Here is a 22119-nt window from a genome sequence, read left to right on the forward strand (position 1 = left end):
GATTTACAATTCGTGTCATTTTCTGTCGTTTCGTGACAGAATTATTGAAAAAATTTCTGACTTTTTTATAATGAGGATAACAAATGGGAGTACATCAAATGGAAGAGGAGGGATGTCGTGTATTGTATTGCCATATTGACTGATCAGGAACAGGAAGGACAGAACTGTGCGGAATACATCAGAAATTACTGTACAGAAAAGAATGTTTTTCCATTGATTGAAATCTATCAGGATCAGGAACGGTTTTTCGGGCGGACACGAAAAACAGTACCGGCAGTGGTGTTTCTTGCATTGCCTGGGGTGTCCGGGCTGAATGCGGCAGAACATCTCCGTTCCCTGTATCCGAAATGTGGGATTATCTGGTGCAGTGATCTTGATTTTTCGCTTCATGCGTTCAGGATGCGGATAGAATATTTTTTTATGAAACCTGTGGAAGAGCAGAAAATAAAAGAAGGACTCTCCATTTGGTTTGAACACAGAAATGTAATATGACAAAAACACTCAGGAGGAAAAACAATTATGAAGAAAAGAGCTTTAATTCTTGCAATGATCGCTTTTATAGCAGCTACAACATCTGAACCGTCAATAAATATGGTACGTGCAGAGGAAACACAGGTAGAAGAAACACAGACAGAGGAAAATGCAGGTCAGACATCAGAACTGCCTATAAAGACACTTACACCGAAGGTTATGGATGTGAATCCTTATATGGCAGCAAGTGATTCCAATATTCATCATGACTGCTATAATACAGATTCAACAGATGAGGTATTGCCTGTTGATATTTATTCTGAGATCAATGTTTCTTATGAAAAAGTTAATCCCAATGCTTCCCCGGCAGTCTTTTTTGATTCCTATGGACATTCTGTGGTTCCGCTTCTGGGTGGCCTGGCGATCCGTGATATTAATGCAGATGAGGCACAGACCTTGGGCTATTTTTCACCAAAACAGCATGACAATGGAAGCTATCTGATACAGAGTTCATATTCTTTTGTAGATGAGAGCAATCGCATTGTGTGTCCGACGAACGATAATCGGGTACTTATGCTTAAGGCTACAGATGAGGAGGGAAATGTACTTCCGGAATTTGAGAAAGTGCTGGATATTGATATTAAAGCGGCAGCAGAGGCTGCACTTGGAAAAACACTGGATCAGAATCTGTTATCTGTAGTTTTTGATTATGAGGGAAATCTCTGGTTTGCAACAGGAGGCTTCCGCATTTATCCTGACAGAAAACAGCAGGGAACCTTTGGCTATGTTTCGCGTGCAGCTATCGATAAGATCTTGAATGGAGAAGATGTGGATCTGTCAGATGCAGTGTTTGTATATGAACTGGAACCGGGAGAGGGTGCAGAGAATGGTATTGCGGCATCTAAGGAGGGTGCGGTCATTCTGACAAATTTGAAGTGTTATCTGCTCCAGGCGGATAATGGTGTGAAAAAAGTCTGGGAAACTTCCTATAAAAGTGTGGGTGCCAAGGAAAGCAAAGAAGGCGATGAGACGACAGGTGGCGGTCTTGCATGGGGAGGTGGATGTTCCCCGTCTCTGACCAAAGATCTGGTTATGTTTACAGATAATCAGGATCCGGTAAATCTTATTGCGGTGGATATGAAAACAGGAGAGCAGGTTGCGAGCATGCCTGTTATAGATGAGCTTCCGGAAGGTACACAGGTGTCTGTGGAAAATTCTGCAATTGTATATGATGATGGAGAGGGAACAGTAAGCACGATCGTATGTAACTGGTTTGGTGCAGGAAGTGCGAAGCTTGGAGAAGCAGATAATGATTCCTCAATACAAAGCTATGAGAATATTTATGATGTGGGCTGGCTGAGACAGGGCAATAAAATGATCGCGCCGGGTATAGAACGTGTGGATACAGTTAAGACGGAGGACGGATATGAGATGAAGAGTATCTGGTGCAGAAGTGATCTGTCTGACACTTCCATGATGAAGCTGTCCACTGCAACAGGATATATTTACGGATATGTTCAGGATATGGAAACTGGTATGTGGCAGTATATCATGCTTGATTTTGAGACAGGCGAGACTGCATTTACCATGGATATTTCTGACAAACCGGGATACAACAACATGGCTATCGGTATGTATGCGGGAAACAGCGGAAATGCGCTCTATTGTCCGACCGGCTATCTGGAACTTCTGAGACTGCAGGACAGGTTTGTATATCTGCCGGAAATGCCTTACCGCAAGGTGGATCTGGATCAGGCAATGCGCAATGTGTTAAGTCAGGAGAAATTTGCGGCAGACGGCGGCCAGGGAGATGTGGAAGGATGGCTGAATACGATCACAATTGAGAACGTACATCCGAATACGACCGTTGCAATACGTATGAAAGGAATCTCCGGGGAAACAGGTTCTCTGAAGCTGTATGCATATGGTACAGATGGTACCTTGAAAGAAGTTCCGGCAGAGAAATGGCATATTCAGACAGAAGATGGTGAAACACCGGATACATTATCCGAAGACGTACTGTATGAGGTACATATGACTGTGGAAGATGGCGGTGACTTTGATCTCAGTGAAACAGAAAAAGAAATTAAGATATCCGCTGTTCTGGGAATCTGAAGGAAAACTGGTAAACAACCACCGGTTAAAACGGTGGTTGTCTACAGTCTGGACGGCGGTCGATAAGACCGCCGTTTTCTGCTGTTTGCATTTATAGCTGATTGACTGATAAAAGATAATTGCGAGAGATGAAATGATTTTTGAGCTGTTTGGAGAAATTAAAACCATTTTGCAGCGTATTGCTGTAATTGTTCCTGGACATCCCGGTAGCTGTATTTGCTGACCGGGATTATTTCATGATTATTCAATGTGATTTCAAAGCGTCTGATTGAACGGACAGCATACAGAGAAACAATGTAGCATCTGTGACATTGCACGAAGATATCTTTCGGCAGAATTTCACGGACTGCAGAAAGGGACTTATATATCTTTGTGACAGTACCGTCCTGAAGGTGAATCTGCAGTTCTTTATTGATTATTTCAATATAGGTAATATCCCTGATATGAAAGGATACAGTTCTGGACGGAGTGTCGATTATAATGGATTTCGGAATCAGATGTCGGATTGCACGGGTTAGTGCTTCTGCAAGTTTTTGACGGCTGACCGGCTTGAGGATATAACCTACAGGTTCAGCAGAATATGCATCGAATACAAATTCCTTACTGCTGGAAATGAAGATAACGGGAATTTGGTTTCTGGTGTCACGGAGACATTCTGCAAAGCTGATTCCATTGTTTTCACCCAGCATAATATCAAGAATCAGAATGTCACAGCTTTTGGGAGTATTCTGCAATGTATTTTTTAATTCTGCAATAGAAGTATATTTTCGAATCTCGCAGGATTCTCCCATGGATGCTAAAATATCGCTGATCATTTCTGATATCTGTGTTAAAAAAATCGGTTCATCATCACAGATGACAATATGGTACATAGTGAAAGCCTCCTGTTATTCGTTATTTTCGTCAAGACAAAGCGTTGTTGTTACAGCAAAAAAGCCACCACGTACCTGTACGCTCAGTATACCATTGTATTTTTCGGCGATTCCATTGATGATTTTAAGACCGTAACCGTGTCTGTCGCTGTTCTTTTTACTGGATTTATATTTTCCATTCGTGATTCTCAAGTTATCCTCATTGCAGGAGTTTTCACATTTAACAAACAGAAAATTTCCCTTTGAATGGAGATTCAGCCGGATGATCCGCTGTCCTTCAGAGACCTTCTGACACCCTTCTACTGCATTTTCCAATATATTTGTCAACATCCGGCACAAATCAATGTCTTCCATGTTGAGTTTTCTGCCAATGATAATACTGTACTCCACTATGGTTTTATAACGGCTGGCACGTTCTGCAAATTCCGAAAGGATGGAATTGACCAGAGCATTGGCTGTGTAGGTGACAAAAGGAAGCTGTTCGGCTTCTTCAGTAAATTTCTGTGTATACTGTCTGGCACCTGCATAGTCTTCCTGTTTAAGATAGGAGGACAGGGCATTCATATGATGCCGGATCTCATGATGTATTTCCAGAATATGTTCGTTGTTTTCTGCCTGATTCCGGTAGTTTTCCAGTATGCGCTCGGAAATCCGCTGTTCTTCCTGTTTGCTGCGGATGTATCCCATGACACTGAAGAATACGGCATACACCATGAAAGCAAATACTGCAAACAGTACAAACATAACATGGACAACTATATTATTGGAAAGATTTATTATGCTTGAGAACTGTGCAATGCTGGCAATCAGAATAAACAAAGCAGGGAGGGAGCAGAGAATCTTCCAGATCCGTGATTCCAGATCTGCATTGATCATAGTACGGATTCGCTCCATCAGCATGAGAAATGGTTTCGCAAGAACCAGATTTATGATAAGTGTGAGAGCCAGTGCAAAGGGCGGATACATAAAATAATCGGATGGGAACCGGAAAGTACGGTGCAAAAAGGTAACGGTGCTTGTAACAAAGAATCCGTAGCTCATTACAACAAAAAATACAAACAGTTTTTCTGCTATTTTTGCCTGGATGATAAAACAATACAACACTCCGAACAGTAGCAGGGCAATATAAAAAATAACATTCCAGATCAGCTCTTTGTAATCACCACCGATGTTGAACTGTGCGATAAGAGAAAACGGAATGACCATTACAATAAAAATGGACAGTGCCATGAGCATTGTCTTTTTTGTGCTTAGGCGGAAACGATCCCGGAATGGATACAAACAGAAAAATGCATAAGGAAAAATCTGAAGAGAAAATCCGCAGAAATAACGCAATGCTATCATAAAACCCTCCCGTCATAAAGATAGATAATGGCCAGGTTACTTATTAAAAATAAGTATACCATTGGCAGATGGTAAAATCAAACCAGACAGAGGTCTTTTTACGCCATATTTTGACTATTCACGCAAAAATATAGACAGGGAAGTCAAATTCAAATAACATAAATAATACAGATACAGAAAACTGTCAAAATGAGGAGAGCTTTTGATACGGTATATATGCCCGAAAGTTCGCTTTTACTGGCATCGTAAAGGAAAAAATATAAGAAAAGGAGACTAAAAAATGAAGAAAAGAATGATTATTGTGACGGCGCTGATTATGGGAACTCTGGGAGCAGGATATGTGAGTGTTCAGGCATCGGATACGTTACCTGAACTGACAAAAGACAATGCACTGGAACAGATGATGAAAGCAGGAGAAACAGACAGTCTTGTAAGCAATCATAAAAGCTATGAAGCTACCTGTGAATATATACTGCAGAATACAAAGGTATATGACTATGAAGATTCTGAAGTGATGTATGTAGATATGTATGGTACTACCCAGATGCTCTATAAAGATGGCGAATTAAAATACGGAAAAGAAGGAGATGAGTATCTCTCCTGTCTGTATATTGATGAAGCAGATGGAAATGCAGATGATCTTATAAGCTTTTACACAGATGAAACCATAGAGGAAGAAGTGACGGATCTGAAGGAAGATGGTGATACGATCATTATACAGACAAAGGTACCTGAAGAACTTACGCAGAGCGCATTGAATTCTCAGGGAGATGGAGAATCCTACACAGAGGGAGACTGGATTTCTATGGAATATGTGGTTGCTTCGGATGATTACAGACCATTGAAACATACTCAGATTCTGAATCATAAGGACGGCACTTCAGAAGAAGCTTCGAAGATGGAATTCTCCTACGGCGTGGACAGACCTGAGGATGTAGCAGATCTCTGCGAAAAGTACGAGGAAGCAGAAAAAGCAGAAGGTGATGTACGTAATGTAACAGTTACTGCAGCTCCTGGCACAGAGCTGGAAAAGGATTATGCAATCACTGTTCCTGCAGATAATCACGTATGGATCATGCTTCATGATGATAGTTCTTATTACGTTTTGTATACAGATAAGGAATGTAAAGAATTGCATGAGCCAGAGGAAAATGTGAAAGGAGACACACATCTTTATGCAGAGATTAAGTCTTATGAGGATTATGAAGAGGCAGAGGATGAAGTATGAGGAGTTTGAGAGTATTTATCCGGTAACAATATATCACAAAACAATACCATGGATTTACAATTCGTGTCATTTTCTGTCGTTTCGTGACAGAATTATTGAAAAAATTTATGACTTTTTTATAATGAGGATAACAAATGGGAGTACAGCAAATGGAAGAGCAGAAAATAAAAGAAGGTCTTTCCATCTGGCTTGAATGTAAAAAAATAAGATGAGAACGACATTCAGGAGGAAAGCAACATGAAGACAATCATAAAGTATGAACTGGTCATAAATGAAGCACTTATATCCGCACTCAATTACCATACACCTGACGAGCAGATTAATGAATTTATCCGTTTTTTCGGCAGACATATCGGTTCTGACAGAATATATATTTTCGAAGACTGTAAAGAAAGACATGGCACAGACAATACGTATGAATGGTGTGCACAGGGAGTAATTCCTGAGATAGACAGATTGCAGAATGTCGATATGGACGTAATAAAGTGGTGGTATGTCCTTTGCGTTATAAAGATGAGATAAGTGGTTTTTTCGGTGTGGATAATCCTCCAAAGAGTGATTACAGGGGACTTACTACTTTTCTGGATATGATAGGAACGCTTCTTATCTCATTTCTGAAATTGCGTAATTCGTTTATAAAGTCAAATAAAGAGGCAAAGCTCAGCAGTTATTCGTCGCTTTCCAAAATCTATGCATCTATGTATTTGGTTGATGTGCAGACAAAAAGATATCATATTATAAAAATGACAGATCAGATTGCGGAATATTTGGGAAAAGATTTTAAAATGGGAGAATATGAAATCAGAGATGATTTTTGCGGACATATCAAGAATATCGCTGAGAAAATGTGTACGGAATCACAACTTCAGGAATCATTGGAGTTTGTAGATATCAGTACGCTGGAAGAACGGCTTCTTGGAGAAAACAGCATAACACATGAATTTACAGATAAAATATCAGGCTGGAACCGAAGCAGATTTATTCCTGTAGACTACGATGAAGATGGAAAACTTCTGCATGTACTTTTCTGTATTGAGTGTATAGAAGAAGAAAAAAAGCGTGAGAACAGGCTGATTTATCTGGCGCAGACAGATCTTATGACAGGATTATGTAATCGTGGAAGCGGAGAAAAAAAGATTACTGAATTTTTAAAGGAAAAAACAGGAGGATTGCTTTGCCTGATCGACTGTGACAAATTTAAATCCATCAATGACAATTACGGACACTCTGTAGGAGATAAGGTGATCATAGCCATTGCGGAGAAACTACAGAAAACATGTCGTGACAGCGATGTGGTTTTGCGGCTCGGAGGTGATGAGTTCGCCATGTTTATACCGGGAATGCTGGAACAAAGGGTAGCAGAGAAATTTTTTGAGAGATTTTTTGAAAATATCCGACAGATAGATATCATAGAGATGCAGGGGAAGAACATAGAAATAAGTCTGGGTGCGTGTTTTTATGATGGATATGAAGAGGTTTCTTTTGATCAGTTATACAGAAAGGCTGACAGGGCAATGTATCAGAGCAAAAAGCAGAAGGGCTGCAGTGCTGTAATCTACGGGGAGGAGATGTGAAAAATTTCTGAGAGACTTCGATGTAGAGTTACGTAGCGAGGCGAGACAAAAGGAGGGGTCTATGAAAGAAAAGAAAGTAATTGATTACACCAGAACCTATCGAAGAATTGAGGCAGATAAAAAGAAATGTATTCTGTATATTGTCATACTGCTCCTGCTTGGTTTTCTGCTTATGTGGACTCAGATCGATGATCTGACCAGATGGATTCTTTTTTATAAGCGTACCCCGAAAGAGAACAAGTGTCAATCGCTATAATGTCCATTCGCGCAGAAAAATGTCCACTCGCGCAAATTCTATTGATTTTGGGAAAGCTACTTTCGATGATAATATATAAGAAAATATCTCAAAAGGGAAAGGAAATTTGTCAATGCAGAAAGTTCTGAAAGCAAAAGTCAGCTTGATTTTGAGCATTGTTTTGGTATTGGTCTCTATCTGGTAGACGATTGTAGCGAAATCAAGCCTTCTATAGGTAAAAATGATTCGTGAATAATGTAGGGAGGATGCGATAGAGTGAAACAAAACAAGAGAAGAACGGCTACTGTAGTATATATTTTTATATTTATGTTGACAGTATCCGGCTGTGTCAGAAAAGGAAAAGAACAGGACAAGGTATATCAGGAAACAGGAATGTTCGAGTGGTCAGAGGAAGCTGTTTGTGAACCGGAGGAGGCACTTTACCTTGCAAAAGAGCTTGGAATTACCAAGTGGTATCAGGAGACAAATGGAATGACAGAAGTGGAGGCTACAGGAAAATTTGTAAAAGCCTTACACAATAGGAAGATAGAAGTGTATGCACTCCTTGGCGCTGTAGAATGGGGATATGAAGAGGATGGAGCAACGCTGTTGGCACATCTGGAAAAAATCGTTCAGTATAATGTACAATCTTCAGAAAAAGAGAAGTTTGACGGAGTTATGTTGGATATAGAACCGTATATATCGGATTCCTGGAAAGAGAATCCGGAAGAGTATATGGACAGATATATAAGCTGTATGAAAAAAGGATATAAATTCGCTCAAAAAAATCATCTCCGTACAGCGATTTGTATACCACGGCATTATGACAATCAGGGATTGACGTCAGGGCTTGAAGAACTAATAAAAGAGACTTGTGATGAAGTAGCGGTTATGAATTATAGCTGCGGTAATGAAATCGAGGCAATCAGAACAGAGGCTGCGCTTTCTGAAAAATACGGAAAGGAGTTACATTGCATATTGGAGTTTCAGGAGGTTGGAAAGCATGGTCTTACAGAAAATAAAACTTATCGGAATAAGGGAATCGACAATGCGAAAGAGACTTGGGAGAAACTTCAGAAGGAATATAAAAATATAAATGTGACCAGAGATTATCATTGGAGCAGACCCGTAAGAGAGATGTTGGAGGAAAAGAATGCAGATTAAAAAGGTGTTTCGTCAGGAAAGAAAATTTCTAATAAGCGGGGAACAGTATTATCGTTTTAGCCGTCAGTTTGCTGAACTATTTAAAGAAGATTCTCATAACGGTAAGGATGGATATATGGTACGTTCCCTGTACTTCGATACATTGGGAAACAAAGATTTTGAAGAAAAATTGGCGGGTGTTGAGTGTCGCAGGAAAATGCGTCTGCGGATTTACAGTCCTCAAAGTAGGACAGCATTTTTAGAGATGAAACAAAAACAGGGAAGTAATCAGTTGAAGCGTTCCCTGACTATTTCCAGAGAACATGCTGAAGAATTAATGAAGGGACATTATGAAGTACTTCTTGAATATAGTGATCCTTTCGCAACGGAATGTTATGGTGTTCTTAAGACGAATTGTTATATACCGAAAGTCATTGTTGAATATAAGAGAATGGCGTTTGTTTTCAAAGAAAATGACACAAGGATTACCTTTGACAGCAATATATCAGCGTCAAAATTAACTGGAAGATTTTTGGAAGAATATGCAGGCTGTTTTCCAGTTATACATCCAGGGTGTGTAGTAATGGAGGTGAAATATAACAATTTTCTGTTGGCTTATATAAAAAATATTTTGCAAATCAGTAATAAAAGTGAGACGGCAGTCAGTAAATATGCACTTGCCCGTCAGGCAGTTTTTAGATTTTAAGGAGGAGAGAGTTAAATGAGAAGTTTTTTAAATGAATTAATTCAGCAGGTAGAAGTTTTAAGTATGACAGAAATATTAACACAAATTCTTGTTGCTGCGGCGTTGGGATTTGTGATTTATCTTTCATACTATATGTCACATACAGGTACAATATACAGTCGGAAGTTTAATACAAGCCTCGTTGTACTTGCTGTTCTGACAACAGTAGTTATGACGGCAATCGGTAATAACGTGGCGTTATCACTCGGTATGGTAGGTGCTTTGTCAATTGTCCGTTTTAGGACGGCTATCAAGGATTCGAGAGATACGGTATATATTTTCTGGACAGTAGTAGTTGGTCTTACATGTGGAGTTGGAGATTACATAACAGCGGGAATCGGTAGTGCAATTGTATTTCTGATACTTCTCGTTCTTGGCAGAATTAAGAATGAAAGTCGTATGCTTTTGATTGTTCGGGGAGCAAGAAGTACGGATAAAAGAATTATGTCTGTTGTTAGTGAATATTTTTCACGGAGAATTGATCTGCGAGTTGAAAATACCACCGAACGGACAGTAGAACTGATTTATGAGATTCCACTGAAAATATTTGAGAAAGCAAGCAACCGCGCAGAGAGTATTGCGGACTGTCTATATGAGATTGAACACGTGGAATATGTGAATGTAGTTGCTCAGGATGATGATATTAGTAACTAATAGTGTTAGTGTGTCATTCTTGAAACAGTCAAAGGAGGAATATTTTGAAAAACAAATATTGGGTACTGATTATAGCAGCACTTACAGTAATCGGTACGTTTTGGACTCAGACAGAACTGGGAGGGAAAAAATACAGAACACATCAACATAAAGAATATCTTTCAGTAGAAGATACAATCCCAGATGTACAGGAAGCCATAAATGCGGAACAAATATCAGAATCTCAGTATAACAGCGAGGCAGTAGACATAGAAAAATTAAAAACGCATTTGCCCGTGGTTAAAATAGAAACCTCTGAAGAAATTCCTGGAGTGCCATATTATGAAGAAGGATATTCACATAGAAAATATACGACTACGTCAGAAGGAGAAAGTGAACTTGCCGCAACGATGCAGATTATTGACAATCTGGATACATATAATACGGTCAATGACAAACCCGCAGTTAGTACAAGTATAAGAATAAGAGTCCGGGGAAATACCTCGAGATGGTTTGATAAAAAATCTTACGCTGTTACGACAGTAGATGGAGATGGTACTGAGCAGGATAGAAGGATAATGGGCATGGAGGCGGCACATGACTGGGTACTCCACGGCCCATTTTTAGATAAAACTCTGATGCGTAATTATATGGCTATGAATTTTTCTGGTGAGCTTATGGATTTTGCACCAGATGTCAGATTTTGTGAGGTGATTCTGAACGGGGCGTATCAGGGAGTTTATGTGATGATGGAAACTATCAGCAGGGGTAAAGGAAGAGTGGATATAGCGCGCCCAAACTTAACGAAAAATGTTACAGGCTACATTGTAGAAATTGATAATGCTACAAGTCTTCCGGTATCTGCACTGAATAATTTTACAAAATATGTATCTGTACTTAGAAAAGATTCATTTTTTGATCTTGTTTATCCGGGAGAAGAGCAGATTACACCTGCAATCAAGGACTACATTGAAAAAGATCTTAGCAAATTTGAAAAAGCGTTATATTCTTATGATTACGATACGCTTGCTTATGGATTTAATAATTATGTCGATATTGAAGAATTTGCTGACTATTTTATTATTGCAGAAGTATTTCTTCAGCATGATACGGGGAATCTGTCTACTTATTTTTATAAAGATGTAAATGGAAAAATCAAGCCATGTGTATGGGATTTTAACAATGATCTCGGCAATATAAGTACGGACAACGAAGATGACTTTCATATACGACAGTTTGTTTCTGTACAGGCACCATGGTTCTGGATGATGATAAAAGATGAGAACTATATCAATTTAATTATTGATAGATATAGGGAATTCCGACAGGGAATATTAAGCAATGAAAATATTTTGCAGTATATACAGGATGTAACGGAATATCAGGGAGAAGCTGTGGACCGGAATTATGCTGTATGGGGATATAGCTTTAATTCCGAGAATCTCGACAGTCGAAACAAGCTTCATCCAGATGAAAGAAATCCGGAAAGCTACGAGGAGGCTGTGGGTCAGATGACGGATGAGCTGATCGGGAGGTTGGAGTGGTTGGATGAGAATATTGAGGTATTAAAACAATACTGTCATGAATCTGCCGTTAAAAAATTTAACCACTGATCAGTTTTAACGGAAAAAGATGAGCTGTTTAAGATTACAGGAGATACATATGAAAAAGTTTATTATAGCATGTACAGCAGTCATTATAGCGGTGACCTGCTGGATGTTTGTTTCTGACAGGATAGGGAGTACCCTTAGTTTTAACATGAATAAAGAGGTTAAAACGTTTACAACAGTTTCAGACAAGGAGATTCTTGTAGATACTGGGAACGGAATGGAACCATTTGAAATACGCGGTGTTGATATGGGAGTGGGAATTCCAGGTCATTTTGCCACGGATTATGCTATTGATAAGGAAACCTATCTGAGATGGTTCCGGATGATTAAGGATATGGGAGCCAACTGTGTGAGGGTGTACACCCTGTTACAGGATGATTTTTATGATGCTGTCTGGGAATTTAATCATGATAATCCCGATCCACTTTATATTATCCATGGAGTATGGATCGATGATTATGTTCTTTACTCACACAGAGATGCTTACAGCAAAGATTTTCTTAATGAGTTTCTGAGGGATTCCAGGATTCTGGTGGATATGATACATGGAAATAAGAGGTTTTCACTAGGAGAAGATCTTGGGAGCGGGAGTTATACAAAAGATATTTCTCCATGGGTGTTGGGATATATCCTAGGTGTGGAGTGGGAAGATACAACAGTTGCTTTTACGGATCATATGCAGGAGGAAAGGGATTCGTATGAGGGGAAATATATGCGCACGACAGAAGAAGCAACGCCTTTTGAAACAATGCTTGCGCAGGTAGGGGATAAAATTATAGAATACGAAACGGAAAAATATTCAAGTCAGCGTCTGATTGCTTTTTCTAACTGGCCAACAACAGATCCGCTTGAGTGGAATCAGACTGTAGAATGGTATTTTAGAAAATTTGAACAGGTGGATGTAGAGCATATAAAAACGACAGATGAGTTTCTATCAGGACAGTTTGCGTCTTACCATATCTATCCGTATTTCCCGGATTATCTCGGATTCATGGATGTTCTGGGAATGAAGATTGAAAGCAGAGAAGAATTTACAGACGAAGACGGGACGTTTAACTCATATAGGGCATATCTGACTGCAATAAACGCACATCATACCATGCCGGTTATTATCTCGGAATATGGAGTTCCTTCATCGAGAGGAAGAGCGCAGTCGGATCGAAATACAGGGCGTTCACAAGGTGGGATGAGCGAGGAGGAACAAGGAAAAGCACTAGTACAGTGCTACAAGGATATCATGGCATCAGGGTGCGCAGGATCTGTAGCGTTTACTTGGCAGGATGAATGGTTCAAGCGAACGTGGAACACTATGGCTTATACGGATTTGACAAAGACGTGTTACTGGAGTGACTATCAGACGAATGAACAGTATTTTGGTATTCTGTCTTTTGATCCGGGTGAAGTAGAGAGTGTCTGCTATGTTGACGGAGATGTTTCGGAATGGGAAGAAACAGATATAGTGATGGAGACGGATACCATGTCGCTTAGTTGCAAGTATGATGAAAAATATGTTTATTTCAGAGTTCACAAAGATGATTTTCACTTTGGAAATGAAACACTTTATGTTCCGATTGATACGACACCAAAATCAGGAAGCACAGCATGCGACGGTATAGCGCCGCTATTTGAACAAGAGGCGGATTTTGTACTGATTATTTCGGGGCGGGAGGATACCAAAATTCTTGTACAGGAAAGATATGAAGCGCTAAGAGCGATGTATTCTCAGAGAGTTTATGGTGAAGACGCATATCTAAATGTCCCTGAAAAAGATACTGGAAAATTTGTTCCGATACATCTGATGCTGCAGGTTGCAAATGATCCAAGTTTTGAAATCACCCCTGAAGGGTTTGAAAGTGCAGAAACTTTTGATACAGGAACACTTACGTATGGAAATGGGAATCCGGATTCGGCGGATTTCAACTCATTATCTGATTTTATTGTAAATGGGGATGAGATTGAGATCAGATTACCATGGTCTTTGTTGAACTTCTATAATCCTTCGGAGATGGTGATCCATGATGATTACTATGAAAATTATGGAATAGAAGGAATAGAAATTTCAGAGATGTATGCCGGTGTAGGGACAGATGCAAATGTGCAGTTTCCTATTAAAATGGGAACGGTTGAATTGAAAGGATGGGGCACAAATCCCACATGGCATGAACGATTAAAACAAGGATATTACGATCTGCAGGAATTGTGGAAGGATAAGGATTAAATCCTAAAGGGTGGTTAATATATGAAAGGGCGATAGTTTTCATGGTATTTCAAGTAAATTTGTTAATTTATTTATATATGGCCATATGTATATGTCTTTTATTGTTTAATTTGGTTTATTTCGCCAGAGACTTTTTTAAGAGAAAAAGAGATCCTGAAATGGTAAGAAAGTATATGAACAAACTTTGTGAAATGCTTGAAACATCAGGAGTCGAAAAGATATCCCAAAAAGAAGAAAAATTCTGGACTAGAAAATTGAGCAAAAGCTCTGGACTTATTTTATTCCAACAGGCAGTAGAAGAACTGGAAGCGAAGGGAAAACAGGAAGATATAGAAAAATGGGTCAGAAATAACAGAGATCTGTTCTATAAGCTCAGTAGTGCTTATATGAAAAAAAGAGGCATGGAGAAAGCACTTATGGCATACATCATAGAGCAGCATCATCTGTGTGGTCCGGGAGCCAGAGACCCGTTTGCACTTCAGATGGAATGGCTTGTATCGGATCATTCTATCTACTGCCGCGAAAATGCACTCTATGCCTTGTATGCTGGCGGACAGCCTGAACACGTGATAAAAGCATATCATATTTTGACTAGAATGCGGATAGAACACAGCTCAAAAATGGTAACAGATGGCTTGCTTTCTTTTCAAGGAGACAGGGAATTGCTGGCTGAAGAATTATGGAAAAACTGGACTCATTATTCAACATATTACAAAATATGTTTTGTAAACTTTTTCCGAATGATATCCGGAAACTTTACCGAACGACTACTTATTGTTCTTAAAGATGAAGAAAATGACAGAGAGCTTCGACTGGCAGTAATTCGTTATTTTCGAAAGTATAAGTATGACAAGGCGTGGGAATATCTGTGCTGTCTGGTTGAGGAGTGGCGTGAATCAGATTGGGAATATGCTGCGCTTAGTGCACTGGCCCTTGAATCGTATCCAGGGAAAAGGACTATAGACGCGTTGAAAAAAGGCTGTGAAAGTCGAAACTGGTATATTCGCTATAATAGTGCTCAGTCTCTTGGAAAATTAATTGATCACGAACAAAAAGGAAAGCTCATACAGAACGAAAAAGATATATATGCAAAAGAAATGATGGCATATAAATTTATGGGAACGGAGGAAAGTACAGATGATGGATGCGATTAAACTATTTTTGTTTTTTGTTGACGTTTTTTTTGTTATTTATTTGATTGGTTATAGCACTTTCCTTTTTTTGTCAGTTGTTGTAGGAGCATCGGAACTTTACGAGAAACGAATGGACGAAAAGATGAAAGGAACACTCCGTCATGATTTTTATATTCCCATCAGTATAATTGTTCCTGCACACAACGAAGAAATGACAGTTGTAGATACGGTTTTTTCACTTTTGGAACAGGATTATAAACTTTATGAAATTATCGTTGTAGATGATGGATCAACAGATCGAACAGTAGAATATCTGGTGGATTCTTTCCACATGAAAAGAATAAATAGGCCCATCAGAAAAAGAGTTCACTGCAAGAAGGAGCAGGCAATTTATGAAACAGTCTATAATGGGATTTCCATTACTTTGGTTCAAAAAGAAAATGGAGGTAAGGCAGACAGCCTGAATATGGGAATTAATATATCAAATTATCCATATTTTATTTGTATGGATGCGGATTCGATGTTGCAACGTAATTCTCTTTATGAAATCGCAAAACCGATACTGGAAGATGATAAAGTAGTAGCCTGTGGCGGGCAGATTGCTGTATCTAATGGTATCCGATTAGTAAAAGGCGAAGTAAGTGACTATAGTATGCCTAAAAAGTTGATCGTAGCAATGCAGGTGCTTGAATATGAGCGTTCGTTTCTTGCTTCCAGAATCTTTATGAACCGCTATAACGGAAACCTGATTATATCAGGGGCATTTGGCATATTTAAAAAAGAAACAGTTCTTCTTGCAGGTGGATATGACGATTCCACAATGGGAGAGGATATGGAACTTGTTGTGAAGCTTCATGTTTTCTGCAGATCAAATCATATTGATTATTCTATACAGTATGCGCCAGACGCAATCTGCTGGAGCCAGGTACCGAGAAATCTCAAAGATTTGATAAAACAAAGGAGACGATGGCATATCGGGCTTTTTGAAAGTCTGACAAAGTATAAAAATGCAGTAGGGAAAAAAGAGTACGGACTTTTAGGGGCGGTTTCGTTTCTATATTTTTGGATTTATGAACTGCTTTCGCCGTATATTGAAGTCTTTGGAATACTGACGATTATCCTTTCATATGTGGTAAATCTGGTTAACGAACCTTTTATGATATTGTTTTTTTTGGTATATGCAGCATTTGGGTGCATTCTTACGCTTATATCATTTTTCAGTCGACTGTATATGAGAAAAATGCGCATATCATGGAAGGATGTGTTGAAAGCTATACTTTTAAGTGGATTTGAACTGATAGGACTGCGATTTATTCTTATGATTGTGAGGATGAACGCGCTGATCGGGTATCGGAAATACAAAGATACATGGGGAACTCTTGAAAGAAAGAAGCTTAATAGAGAATAGTATGATATCGGTGGAGAAGGTTATATGAAAGATGGAAATGAAGGACACGGTATGAACAAGAAATACGAGAAATTTAAACTGGCAGTAGGAACAACTTTTGCGTTTTTTATTTTGGTGGCAGTAATGGGTATTGCTTTCGTTCAGAACCGTTATGCTGATGAAAATATACTTGAAGATGAACTATTGGAAATTCAAGGAGATGAAAAATTTCATTATGTAGAAACCGGTATAACATATTGGCAGTATAAGGATACGGAAGGAGAACCGTCGATTGATAGCAACGGAAAACGCTGGAACGAAGCTGGATATCTGACAGAAGACTGGAAAGAGGCCAAGGGAAGTTTTGGGAGTTATTATGGAGAACTGAATGATCGTGTGGGAGGAAAATATCCCTCGAATCTGCTGAACTATTATTCTGCTAAAAAGAAGGCTTTGCCAGTATATTATTTTAGAACAGAATTTGAGGTGGACGATGCCAGAGAGATATTTCAGCTTTCAGGAGAAATACAGTTTGATGATTCTGTAATCATATATCTGAATGGAAAAGAAATATACAAAGATAATGAACCGACAGAAGGTTATGACCCAGGAACCGGGTATGGAGCGAAAGAGGGAGTAGAAACATCTTGGAACAGGGTTTTTTCAGTAGAAAATACTACTGCACTAAAAAACGGAACAAACTGCATTGCAGTTGAGGTTCATCAGATACATGAAGACAGCTCTGATGTCTATTTTGACTTTAAGGAGTTTAAAGGAACGCCGGAATGGAATGAAGTGGAAACACTGGATGCCGATGGTCTTATCCTTCAGCCGGGTGATACAAACAACCAGATGCTGGTTAATTGGCTTACGCCTCAAAAAGGAGGTTATAATGTACAATACTGTAGAAAAGTAGATGACTTCTACAATTATACAGAGTTGGAAATGGAACGAGTTGAGATAGAAGGGCAGTATTGTTATAAGGCAAGATTATCGAATCTTCGAGCTGGTGAAACTTACAGCTATCGATTATGTAACAGAAAAAATGGTGCACATTCAGAAGTTTTTAATTTTACGACTGCAAAACAGGGAGAGGGAGTAAAGTTTTTATTTGTCGGAGATCCTCAGATTGGTGCCGGCGAAAGCGTACAGCAGGATGGAGAAGCGTGGAAGAGGACGCTGGAGGTGGGAAAGCACATTCTGCCGAATGCAGAATTTCTGATATCGGCAGGCGACCAAAGTGACAGTTCGAAAACGGATATAGCAATAGAAGAATACTATGAATTTAGAAGTCCGGATGAACTGAAAAATATACCAGTGGCGGTAAACAAAGGGAATCATGACACCGTAAAGGAGATTTATGAAGAGCAGTTTATGCCTCCAGGTGTATGGGATGATGCGAACTACTATTTTGCCCGTGACGGAGTTCTGTTTTTCGCATTGAATTCAAACAGCGGCAGTTACGCAACTCAGATAGAATATTTAAAAAAGGCGATTCAAAATACAAATCCGGAATGGATTATTGTTACTATGCATTATTCAATGTTTAGCGCAGGACCGCATTCAGATGAGGAAAAAATACTGAATCTCCGAAAAGTGTATAACGAGGCATTTTCTGAATTGGACGTAGACCTTGTATTGTCCGGTCATGATCATCTGTATGCGAGAACATACCTAATGAAAGGAATGAAGTCCACCGGAAATGCGTCCGGACTAAAAAAACAGGGGGAAACGCTATATCTGTCCGGAACATCTTCTACTGGAAGCAAGTTTTATGAGAAGGAGAGTGGAAAAAAAGGCTATATTGCCTTTTATGATGGAGAAACAGAAAAAACACCTCTGATTTCTGCTATTACAATACAGGGAAAGACACTTACAATCAAAACTGTGCGTACCACGGATATGAGTGTTTTTGATGAAATTACTATTAGAAAATAATTTTTTGTTCTGGAAGTGAAATGTTATAAATTGGATTGCACCAAATCGCTGCGCAATGGCCTGCCAAGGCTATGGCGCAGATTTTTATCACAGGAAATACAGGAATTGATGCTTTGCACTATACGGTGAGAAATGATTTTTATCATCCGGAGATAGAATGGGCAAAAGGCAGCAGACTGATTGCTGTGACAGCACACAAAAGGGAGAATCTGGGAGAACCCATGCGTGATATGTTCCGGGCTATACGCAGGATCGTGGAGGAATTTACAGATGTGAAGGTTATTTATCCTGTACATTTGAATCCGCAGGTCAGAAAAATTGCAGATGAGGAATTCGGTGGATGTGAGATAATACATCTGATCGAACCGTTAGATGTGGTAGAATTCCATAATCTGATGAAAGCCAGTTATCTGATCATGACAGACAGTGGCGGAATCCAGGAAGAAGCTCCTGCACTGGGAAAACCTGTACTGGTCATGAGAGATACAACAGAACGTCCGGAAGGTGTGGAAGCCGGAACCTTAAAGCTTGCAGGCACGAAGATGGAGGATATTTACAGAGAATGCAGGAGGCTTCTTACAGAGCCGGAGATTTACAGAAGGATGAGTGAGGCCAGAAATAAAGAATTGCCCCATGACTGAAACAGAGAAAAAAGCTGTTGGCAGATATCTGGACTGGCATACCGGGATTTTGCTGGAAACAGATGGGAAAATGGGAATCTACAGGAAAGAGAGTGGGAAACTTATTTATAAAGAAAAGGCTGATTCCGAAGACGGGTATCTTGGTATGTATCTTTTTCTTATGGGAAAATATCCGCTATATACAGGCGAAGCAGGATGGATATGCATGGAATGTGAGAAACTGTATGGATTATATGAAAGAAAAATAAAAACAGGATTTATACTGTGTGCATGATTTTGCGCGGAATGAATAAACTAATAATAAAGAATAAAAGAGGTACTGCTAAACAGCGGTGCCTCTTTTCGACATAAGAATGATTACCGGAGTAAGCAGAATGATCATATTATCCAGGAGGGCAGATTTATGTGGGGATTTATAGTGGCATTGATTTCAGGGGCACTGATGAGTATTCAGGGTGTTTTTAACACGGAGGTGACAAAGCAGACCAGTCTCTGGGTATCAACCGGCTGGGTGCAGCTGTCAGCTTTTGTAGTCTGTGTTCTGGCCTGGCTTTTCACAGGACGGGAAAGTGTAGCTGCACTCTGGCAAGTGGACAATAAATATACACTCCTTGGTGGTGTGATCGGAGCGTTTATTACAATTACAGTAATCCAGAGTATGGGAGCACTTGGACCGGCAAAGGCAGCAATGCTGATCGTTATTTCGCAGCTGGCAGTTGCTTATGTAATTGAATTATTTGGATTGTTTGGGGTAGATAAAGAACCCTTTGAATGGCGCAAAATCCTAGGATTGCTGATCGCGATTTCCGGAATTGTTATATTTAAGTGGCAAAAATAAGAGTTTACTATTGTAAAATCATTAAGATTTCGTTACAATAAGGGTGGCATTATGGACAGGGGGACTCTTACTCTGAGAAATAAGAGGAGGACCCTTATGACAAAAATAAAAAACAGGTGTTGTTATACTGTGACACTGATATTATGTGGAACTTTGTTTCTTACAGGACTGACAGGATGTAAGAGCACAGAGGCACAGTTTCTGATAGATGGATTGCAGGAAGCAAAGGCAGAGGTGGATGCGGAGTCATCAGAAGAGAAAACATCAGGACAGAAGTCGAAGAAAGATACAGATGACCGACAGAATGATGATGGCAGTTCTGCAGAGTCCCGGAAAAAACAGGCAGAATCAGATGGTTCAGATGCAGGTAATGGGACGGAGATAAATTCAGCCGGGGAAACACAGCCAGAGATGATCTATGTTGATGTCTGCGGAGCAGTTGCGAATCCGGGAGTTTTTCAGCTGGCAGCCGGGAGCCGGGTGTTTCAGGCGATTGAGGCGGCGGGAGGATATCTTCCCGAGGCAGCTCTAACCTGTGTAAACCGTGCTGGAGTTCTGACAGATGGACAGCAGCTTTATATTCTCACACAGGAAGAGATGGAGCGGCAGGGGCTGGATCCTGCAGAGATGGCCGGAGCATCAGATGGACAGATGAATGGAAGTGCCGGGACAGGACAGAATACAGGGATGACCGCTCAGGTTCAGCAGGATAACAGGATCAACATAAATACAGCAGATGAAGCTCAGCTTACTACGCTGACGGGGATCGGTGCAACACGTGCGCAGGCGATCATTGCCTACAGAGAAGAGAACGGGCCATTTGCTGCGATAGAGGATATTATGAATGTACAGGGTATCAAAGAAGGTACTTTTGCAAAGATAAAAGATGAGATAGTAGTAGGATAAGGAGAACCGAATGAGCAGGAAAGTTTTGGTAGTAGATGATGAGAAACTGATCGTAAAAGGAATCCGTTTTAGTCTGGAACAGGATGGTATGGAGGTAGACTGCGCTTATGATGGAGAAGAGGCAGTAGAGAAAGCAAAAGATAAAAAATATGATATTATCCTTCTGGATCTGATGCTGCCGAAGATGGACGGGCTGGAAGTATGCCAGCAGATCCGCGAATTTTCCAATGTGCCGATCGTGATGCTGACAGCCAAGGGTGAAGATATGGATAAGATTCTTGGTCTTGAATATGGTGCGGATGATTATATCACCAAACCCTTCAATATCCTGGAAGTCAAGGCACGTATCAAAGCGATTATGCGCCGTGCAGGAAGCGATCACGATGAGAAAGAAAAGGCAAAGAGCATCGAAGTTGGCGATCTCCGCATGGACTGTGAAGGCAGACGTGTGTTCATCGCCGGAAAAGAAATCAATCTGACTGCTAAGGAATTTGATGTGCTGGAACTTCTGGTATTTAACCCGAATAAGGTTTACAGCCGTGAGAACCTGCTGAATATTGTATGGGGATATGAGTATCCGGGTGATGTCCGTACTGTAGACGTACATATCCGCCGTCTCCGTGAAAAAATTGAAACCAACCCAAGCGAACCGAAGTATGTCCATACCAAATGGGGGGTCGGATATTATTTCCAGGCACAGTAGAATGCAGGATATCATAAGATATCCATGACATTTGCGGGACAGAAAAGAAATTGGAAATTCCAAAGGACAGAAATAAGAGAAAAAATAAAAGATCAGCATTTCTGATGAATGAACAGTTATTTACAACTGGATCTGTCAGGAATGCTGATCTTTTTATGTTATGGCAGAGATGTGTAATGAAGCGGATTTTTCAATTCGTGCTATTTTTTGCTATTTCGTGACAGACTGGTTGAATAAAAAAATTTTTCAGATATAATCGGAATTGTAAAAGTTCCGGGGCAGATATGTTTGAAAATATTTTTTATTACGAGGCAGATATCAGATATGAAAAAGGCGGATCAAAAAGAAAATTCACGAAACTTACGGATCTCTCAGTTTTTGATAA

20 protein-coding genes and 1 pseudogene are annotated in these 22119 nt (G+C 39.8%); 19 read left to right on the forward strand and 2 right to left on the reverse strand.

Translation table 11 applies throughout. The features are described from left to right. The first annotated feature begins 117 nt into the window (after positions 1 to 117). Together G4417_RS04055 and G4417_RS04060 are read left to right on the forward strand one after the other, a co-directional pair. On the forward strand, positions 118 to 492 hold the full coding sequence (locus tag G4417_RS04055; RefSeq protein WP_118509938.1) for a response regulator: 375 nt from the start codon (positions 118 to 120) through the stop codon (positions 490 to 492). Positions 493 to 519: 27 nt separating this feature from the next. After that, positions 520 to 2586: a hypothetical protein gene (locus G4417_RS04060; protein WP_173682712.1), complete on the forward strand. Its 2067-nt coding sequence runs from the start codon at positions 520 to 522 to the stop codon at positions 2584 to 2586. Between the two features lie 158 nt (positions 2587 to 2744). On the opposite strand, the gene G4417_RS04065 is transcribed toward G4417_RS04060, so the two are convergent. Beyond that, on the reverse strand, positions 2745 to 3458 hold the full coding sequence (locus G4417_RS04065; RefSeq protein WP_173679582.1) for a LytR/AlgR family response regulator transcription factor: 714 nt from the start codon (positions 3456 to 3458) through the stop codon (positions 2745 to 2747). A 15-nt stretch (positions 3459 to 3473) separates the two neighbouring features. Next, a complete protein-coding gene (locus G4417_RS04070; RefSeq protein ID WP_173679583.1) occupies positions 3474 to 4802 on the reverse strand; it encodes an ATP-binding protein in 1329 nt (442 codons plus the stop codon). Between the two features lie 280 nt (positions 4803 to 5082). Between G4417_RS04070 and G4417_RS04075 the strand changes: the two genes are divergently transcribed. From G4417_RS04075 to G4417_RS04150, 17 genes and pseudogenes are all read left to right on the forward strand, one after another. After that, positions 5083 to 6030: a hypothetical protein gene (locus G4417_RS04075; protein ID WP_173682713.1), complete on the forward strand. Its 948-nt coding sequence runs from the start codon at positions 5083 to 5085 to the stop codon at positions 6028 to 6030. A gap of 237 nt (positions 6031 to 6267) precedes the next feature. Then, entirely contained in the window at positions 6268 to 6552 is a 285-nt protein-coding gene (locus G4417_RS16910; RefSeq protein WP_243872069.1) for a hypothetical protein, read from the forward strand. Then, positions 6531 to 7604, forward strand: coding sequence for a GGDEF domain-containing protein (locus tag G4417_RS04080; RefSeq protein ID WP_243872070.1), 1074 nt, complete (start codon positions 6531 to 6533; stop codon positions 7602 to 7604). The genes G4417_RS16910 and G4417_RS04080 overlap by 22 nt, the downstream gene beginning before the upstream one ends. Before the next feature lie 61 nt (positions 7605 to 7665). Further along, positions 7666 to 7860 carry a hypothetical protein gene (locus tag G4417_RS04085; RefSeq protein WP_025578631.1) on the forward strand — a complete coding sequence of 65 codons (195 nt, stop codon included), beginning with the start codon at positions 7666 to 7668 and terminating at the stop codon, positions 7858 to 7860. A 255-nt stretch (positions 7861 to 8115) separates the two neighbouring features. Continuing rightward, positions 8116 to 9003, forward strand: coding sequence for a hypothetical protein (locus G4417_RS04090; protein WP_055053045.1), 888 nt, complete (start codon positions 8116 to 8118; stop codon positions 9001 to 9003). After that, positions 8993 to 9688: a polyphosphate polymerase domain-containing protein gene (locus tag G4417_RS04095; RefSeq protein WP_202048485.1), complete on the forward strand. Its 696-nt coding sequence runs from the start codon at positions 8993 to 8995 to the stop codon at positions 9686 to 9688. The genes G4417_RS04090 and G4417_RS04095 overlap by 11 nt, the downstream gene beginning before the upstream one ends. Positions 9689 to 9703: 15 nt before the next feature. Beyond that, positions 9704 to 10381 carry a DUF4956 domain-containing protein gene (locus G4417_RS04100; protein WP_055053044.1) on the forward strand — a complete coding sequence of 226 codons (678 nt, stop codon included), beginning with the start codon at positions 9704 to 9706 and terminating at the stop codon, positions 10379 to 10381. Between the two features lie 44 nt (positions 10382 to 10425). Further along, positions 10426 to 11973, forward strand: a complete 1548-nt coding sequence (locus G4417_RS04105; RefSeq protein ID WP_118614422.1) for a CotH kinase family protein — start codon at positions 10426 to 10428, stop codon at positions 11971 to 11973. Between the two features lie 49 nt (positions 11974 to 12022). Continuing rightward, the gene (locus tag G4417_RS04110; protein WP_055060720.1) at positions 12023 to 14188 is read left to right on the forward strand and encodes a hypothetical protein; all 2166 of its coding nucleotides are present in this window, start codon (positions 12023 to 12025) and stop codon (positions 14186 to 14188) included. A 254-nt stretch (positions 14189 to 14442) separates the two neighbouring features. Beyond that, positions 14443 to 15342, forward strand: coding sequence for a HEAT repeat domain-containing protein (locus tag G4417_RS04115; protein ID WP_161280934.1), 900 nt, complete (start codon positions 14443 to 14445; stop codon positions 15340 to 15342). Between the two features lie 109 nt (positions 15343 to 15451). After that, positions 15452 to 16729 (forward strand): glycosyltransferase family 2 protein, encoded by a 1278-nt coding sequence (locus G4417_RS04120; protein ID WP_226839593.1) that lies wholly within the window; start codon positions 15452 to 15454, stop codon positions 16727 to 16729. Positions 16730 to 16753: 24 nt separating this feature from the next. Beyond that, positions 16754 to 18646, forward strand: a complete 1893-nt coding sequence (locus G4417_RS04125) for a purple acid phosphatase family protein (RefSeq protein WP_029676957.1) — start codon at positions 16754 to 16756, stop codon at positions 18644 to 18646. A gap of 65 nt (positions 18647 to 18711) precedes the next feature. Next, positions 18712 to 19287: pseudogene (wecB, locus tag G4417_RS04130) on the forward strand (non-hydrolyzing UDP-N-acetylglucosamine 2-epimerase); the annotation flags it as partial. Next, the gene (locus G4417_RS04135) at positions 19280 to 19561 is read left to right on the forward strand and encodes a hypothetical protein (RefSeq protein WP_022380630.1); all 282 of its coding nucleotides are present in this window, start codon (positions 19280 to 19282) and stop codon (positions 19559 to 19561) included. The pseudogene wecB and the gene G4417_RS04135, both read left to right, overlap by 8 nt. Positions 19562 to 19690: 129 nt before the next feature. Next, complete coding sequence (locus G4417_RS04140) at positions 19691 to 20125, forward strand: DMT family transporter (protein ID WP_118566432.1); 435 nt, start codon at positions 19691 to 19693, stop codon at positions 20123 to 20125. Between the two features lie 96 nt (positions 20126 to 20221). After that, a complete protein-coding gene (locus G4417_RS04145; RefSeq protein WP_242859958.1) occupies positions 20222 to 21031 on the forward strand; it encodes a ComEA family DNA-binding protein in 810 nt (269 codons plus the stop codon). Between the two features lie 10 nt (positions 21032 to 21041). Beyond that, positions 21042 to 21734 (forward strand): response regulator transcription factor, encoded by a 693-nt coding sequence (locus G4417_RS04150; protein ID WP_173682714.1) that lies wholly within the window; start codon positions 21042 to 21044, stop codon positions 21732 to 21734. The last annotated feature ends 385 nt before the right edge of the window (positions 21735 to 22119 follow it).

The sequence above is a fragment of the Blautia wexlerae genome (assembly GCF_013300825.1).
Taxonomy (GTDB): domain Bacteria; phylum Bacillota; class Clostridia; order Lachnospirales; family Lachnospiraceae; genus Blautia_A; species Blautia_A wexlerae_B.

Excerpts from the sequence above, each read along its gene's own strand:
- G4417_RS04060 (WP_173682712.1), top strand. The coding sequence starts at position 520 with ATGAAGAAAAGAGCTTTAATTCTTGCAATGATCGCTTTTATAGCAGCT.
- G4417_RS04065 (WP_173679582.1), bottom strand. The coding sequence starts at position 3,458 with ATGTACCATATTGTCATCTGTGATGATGAACCGATTTTTTTAACACAG.
- G4417_RS04070 (WP_173679583.1), bottom strand. The coding sequence starts at position 4,802 with ATGATAGCATTGCGTTATTTCTGCGGATTTTCTCTTCAGATTTTTCCT.
- G4417_RS04075 (WP_173682713.1), top strand. The coding sequence starts at position 5,083 with ATGAAGAAAAGAATGATTATTGTGACGGCGCTGATTATGGGAACTCTG.
- G4417_RS16910 (WP_243872069.1), top strand. The coding sequence starts at position 6,268 with ATGAAGACAATCATAAAGTATGAACTGGTCATAAATGAAGCACTTATA.
- G4417_RS04085 (WP_025578631.1), top strand. The coding sequence starts at position 7,666 with ATGAAAGAAAAGAAAGTAATTGATTACACCAGAACCTATCGAAGAATT.
- G4417_RS04095 (WP_202048485.1), top strand. The coding sequence starts at position 8,993 with ATGCAGATTAAAAAGGTGTTTCGTCAGGAAAGAAAATTTCTAATAAGC.
- G4417_RS04100 (WP_055053044.1), top strand. The coding sequence starts at position 9,704 with ATGAGAAGTTTTTTAAATGAATTAATTCAGCAGGTAGAAGTTTTAAGT.
- G4417_RS04110 (WP_055060720.1), top strand. The coding sequence starts at position 12,023 with ATGAAAAAGTTTATTATAGCATGTACAGCAGTCATTATAGCGGTGACC.
- G4417_RS04120 (WP_226839593.1), top strand. The coding sequence starts at position 15,452 with ATGGACGAAAAGATGAAAGGAACACTCCGTCATGATTTTTATATTCCC.
- G4417_RS04125 (WP_029676957.1), top strand. The coding sequence starts at position 16,754 with ATGAAAGATGGAAATGAAGGACACGGTATGAACAAGAAATACGAGAAA.
- G4417_RS04135 (WP_022380630.1), top strand. The coding sequence starts at position 19,280 with ATGACTGAAACAGAGAAAAAAGCTGTTGGCAGATATCTGGACTGGCAT.
- G4417_RS04140 (WP_118566432.1), top strand. The coding sequence starts at position 19,691 with ATGTGGGGATTTATAGTGGCATTGATTTCAGGGGCACTGATGAGTATT.
- G4417_RS04145 (WP_242859958.1), top strand. The coding sequence starts at position 20,222 with ATGACAAAAATAAAAAACAGGTGTTGTTATACTGTGACACTGATATTA.
- G4417_RS04150 (WP_173682714.1), top strand. The coding sequence starts at position 21,042 with ATGAGCAGGAAAGTTTTGGTAGTAGATGATGAGAAACTGATCGTAAAA.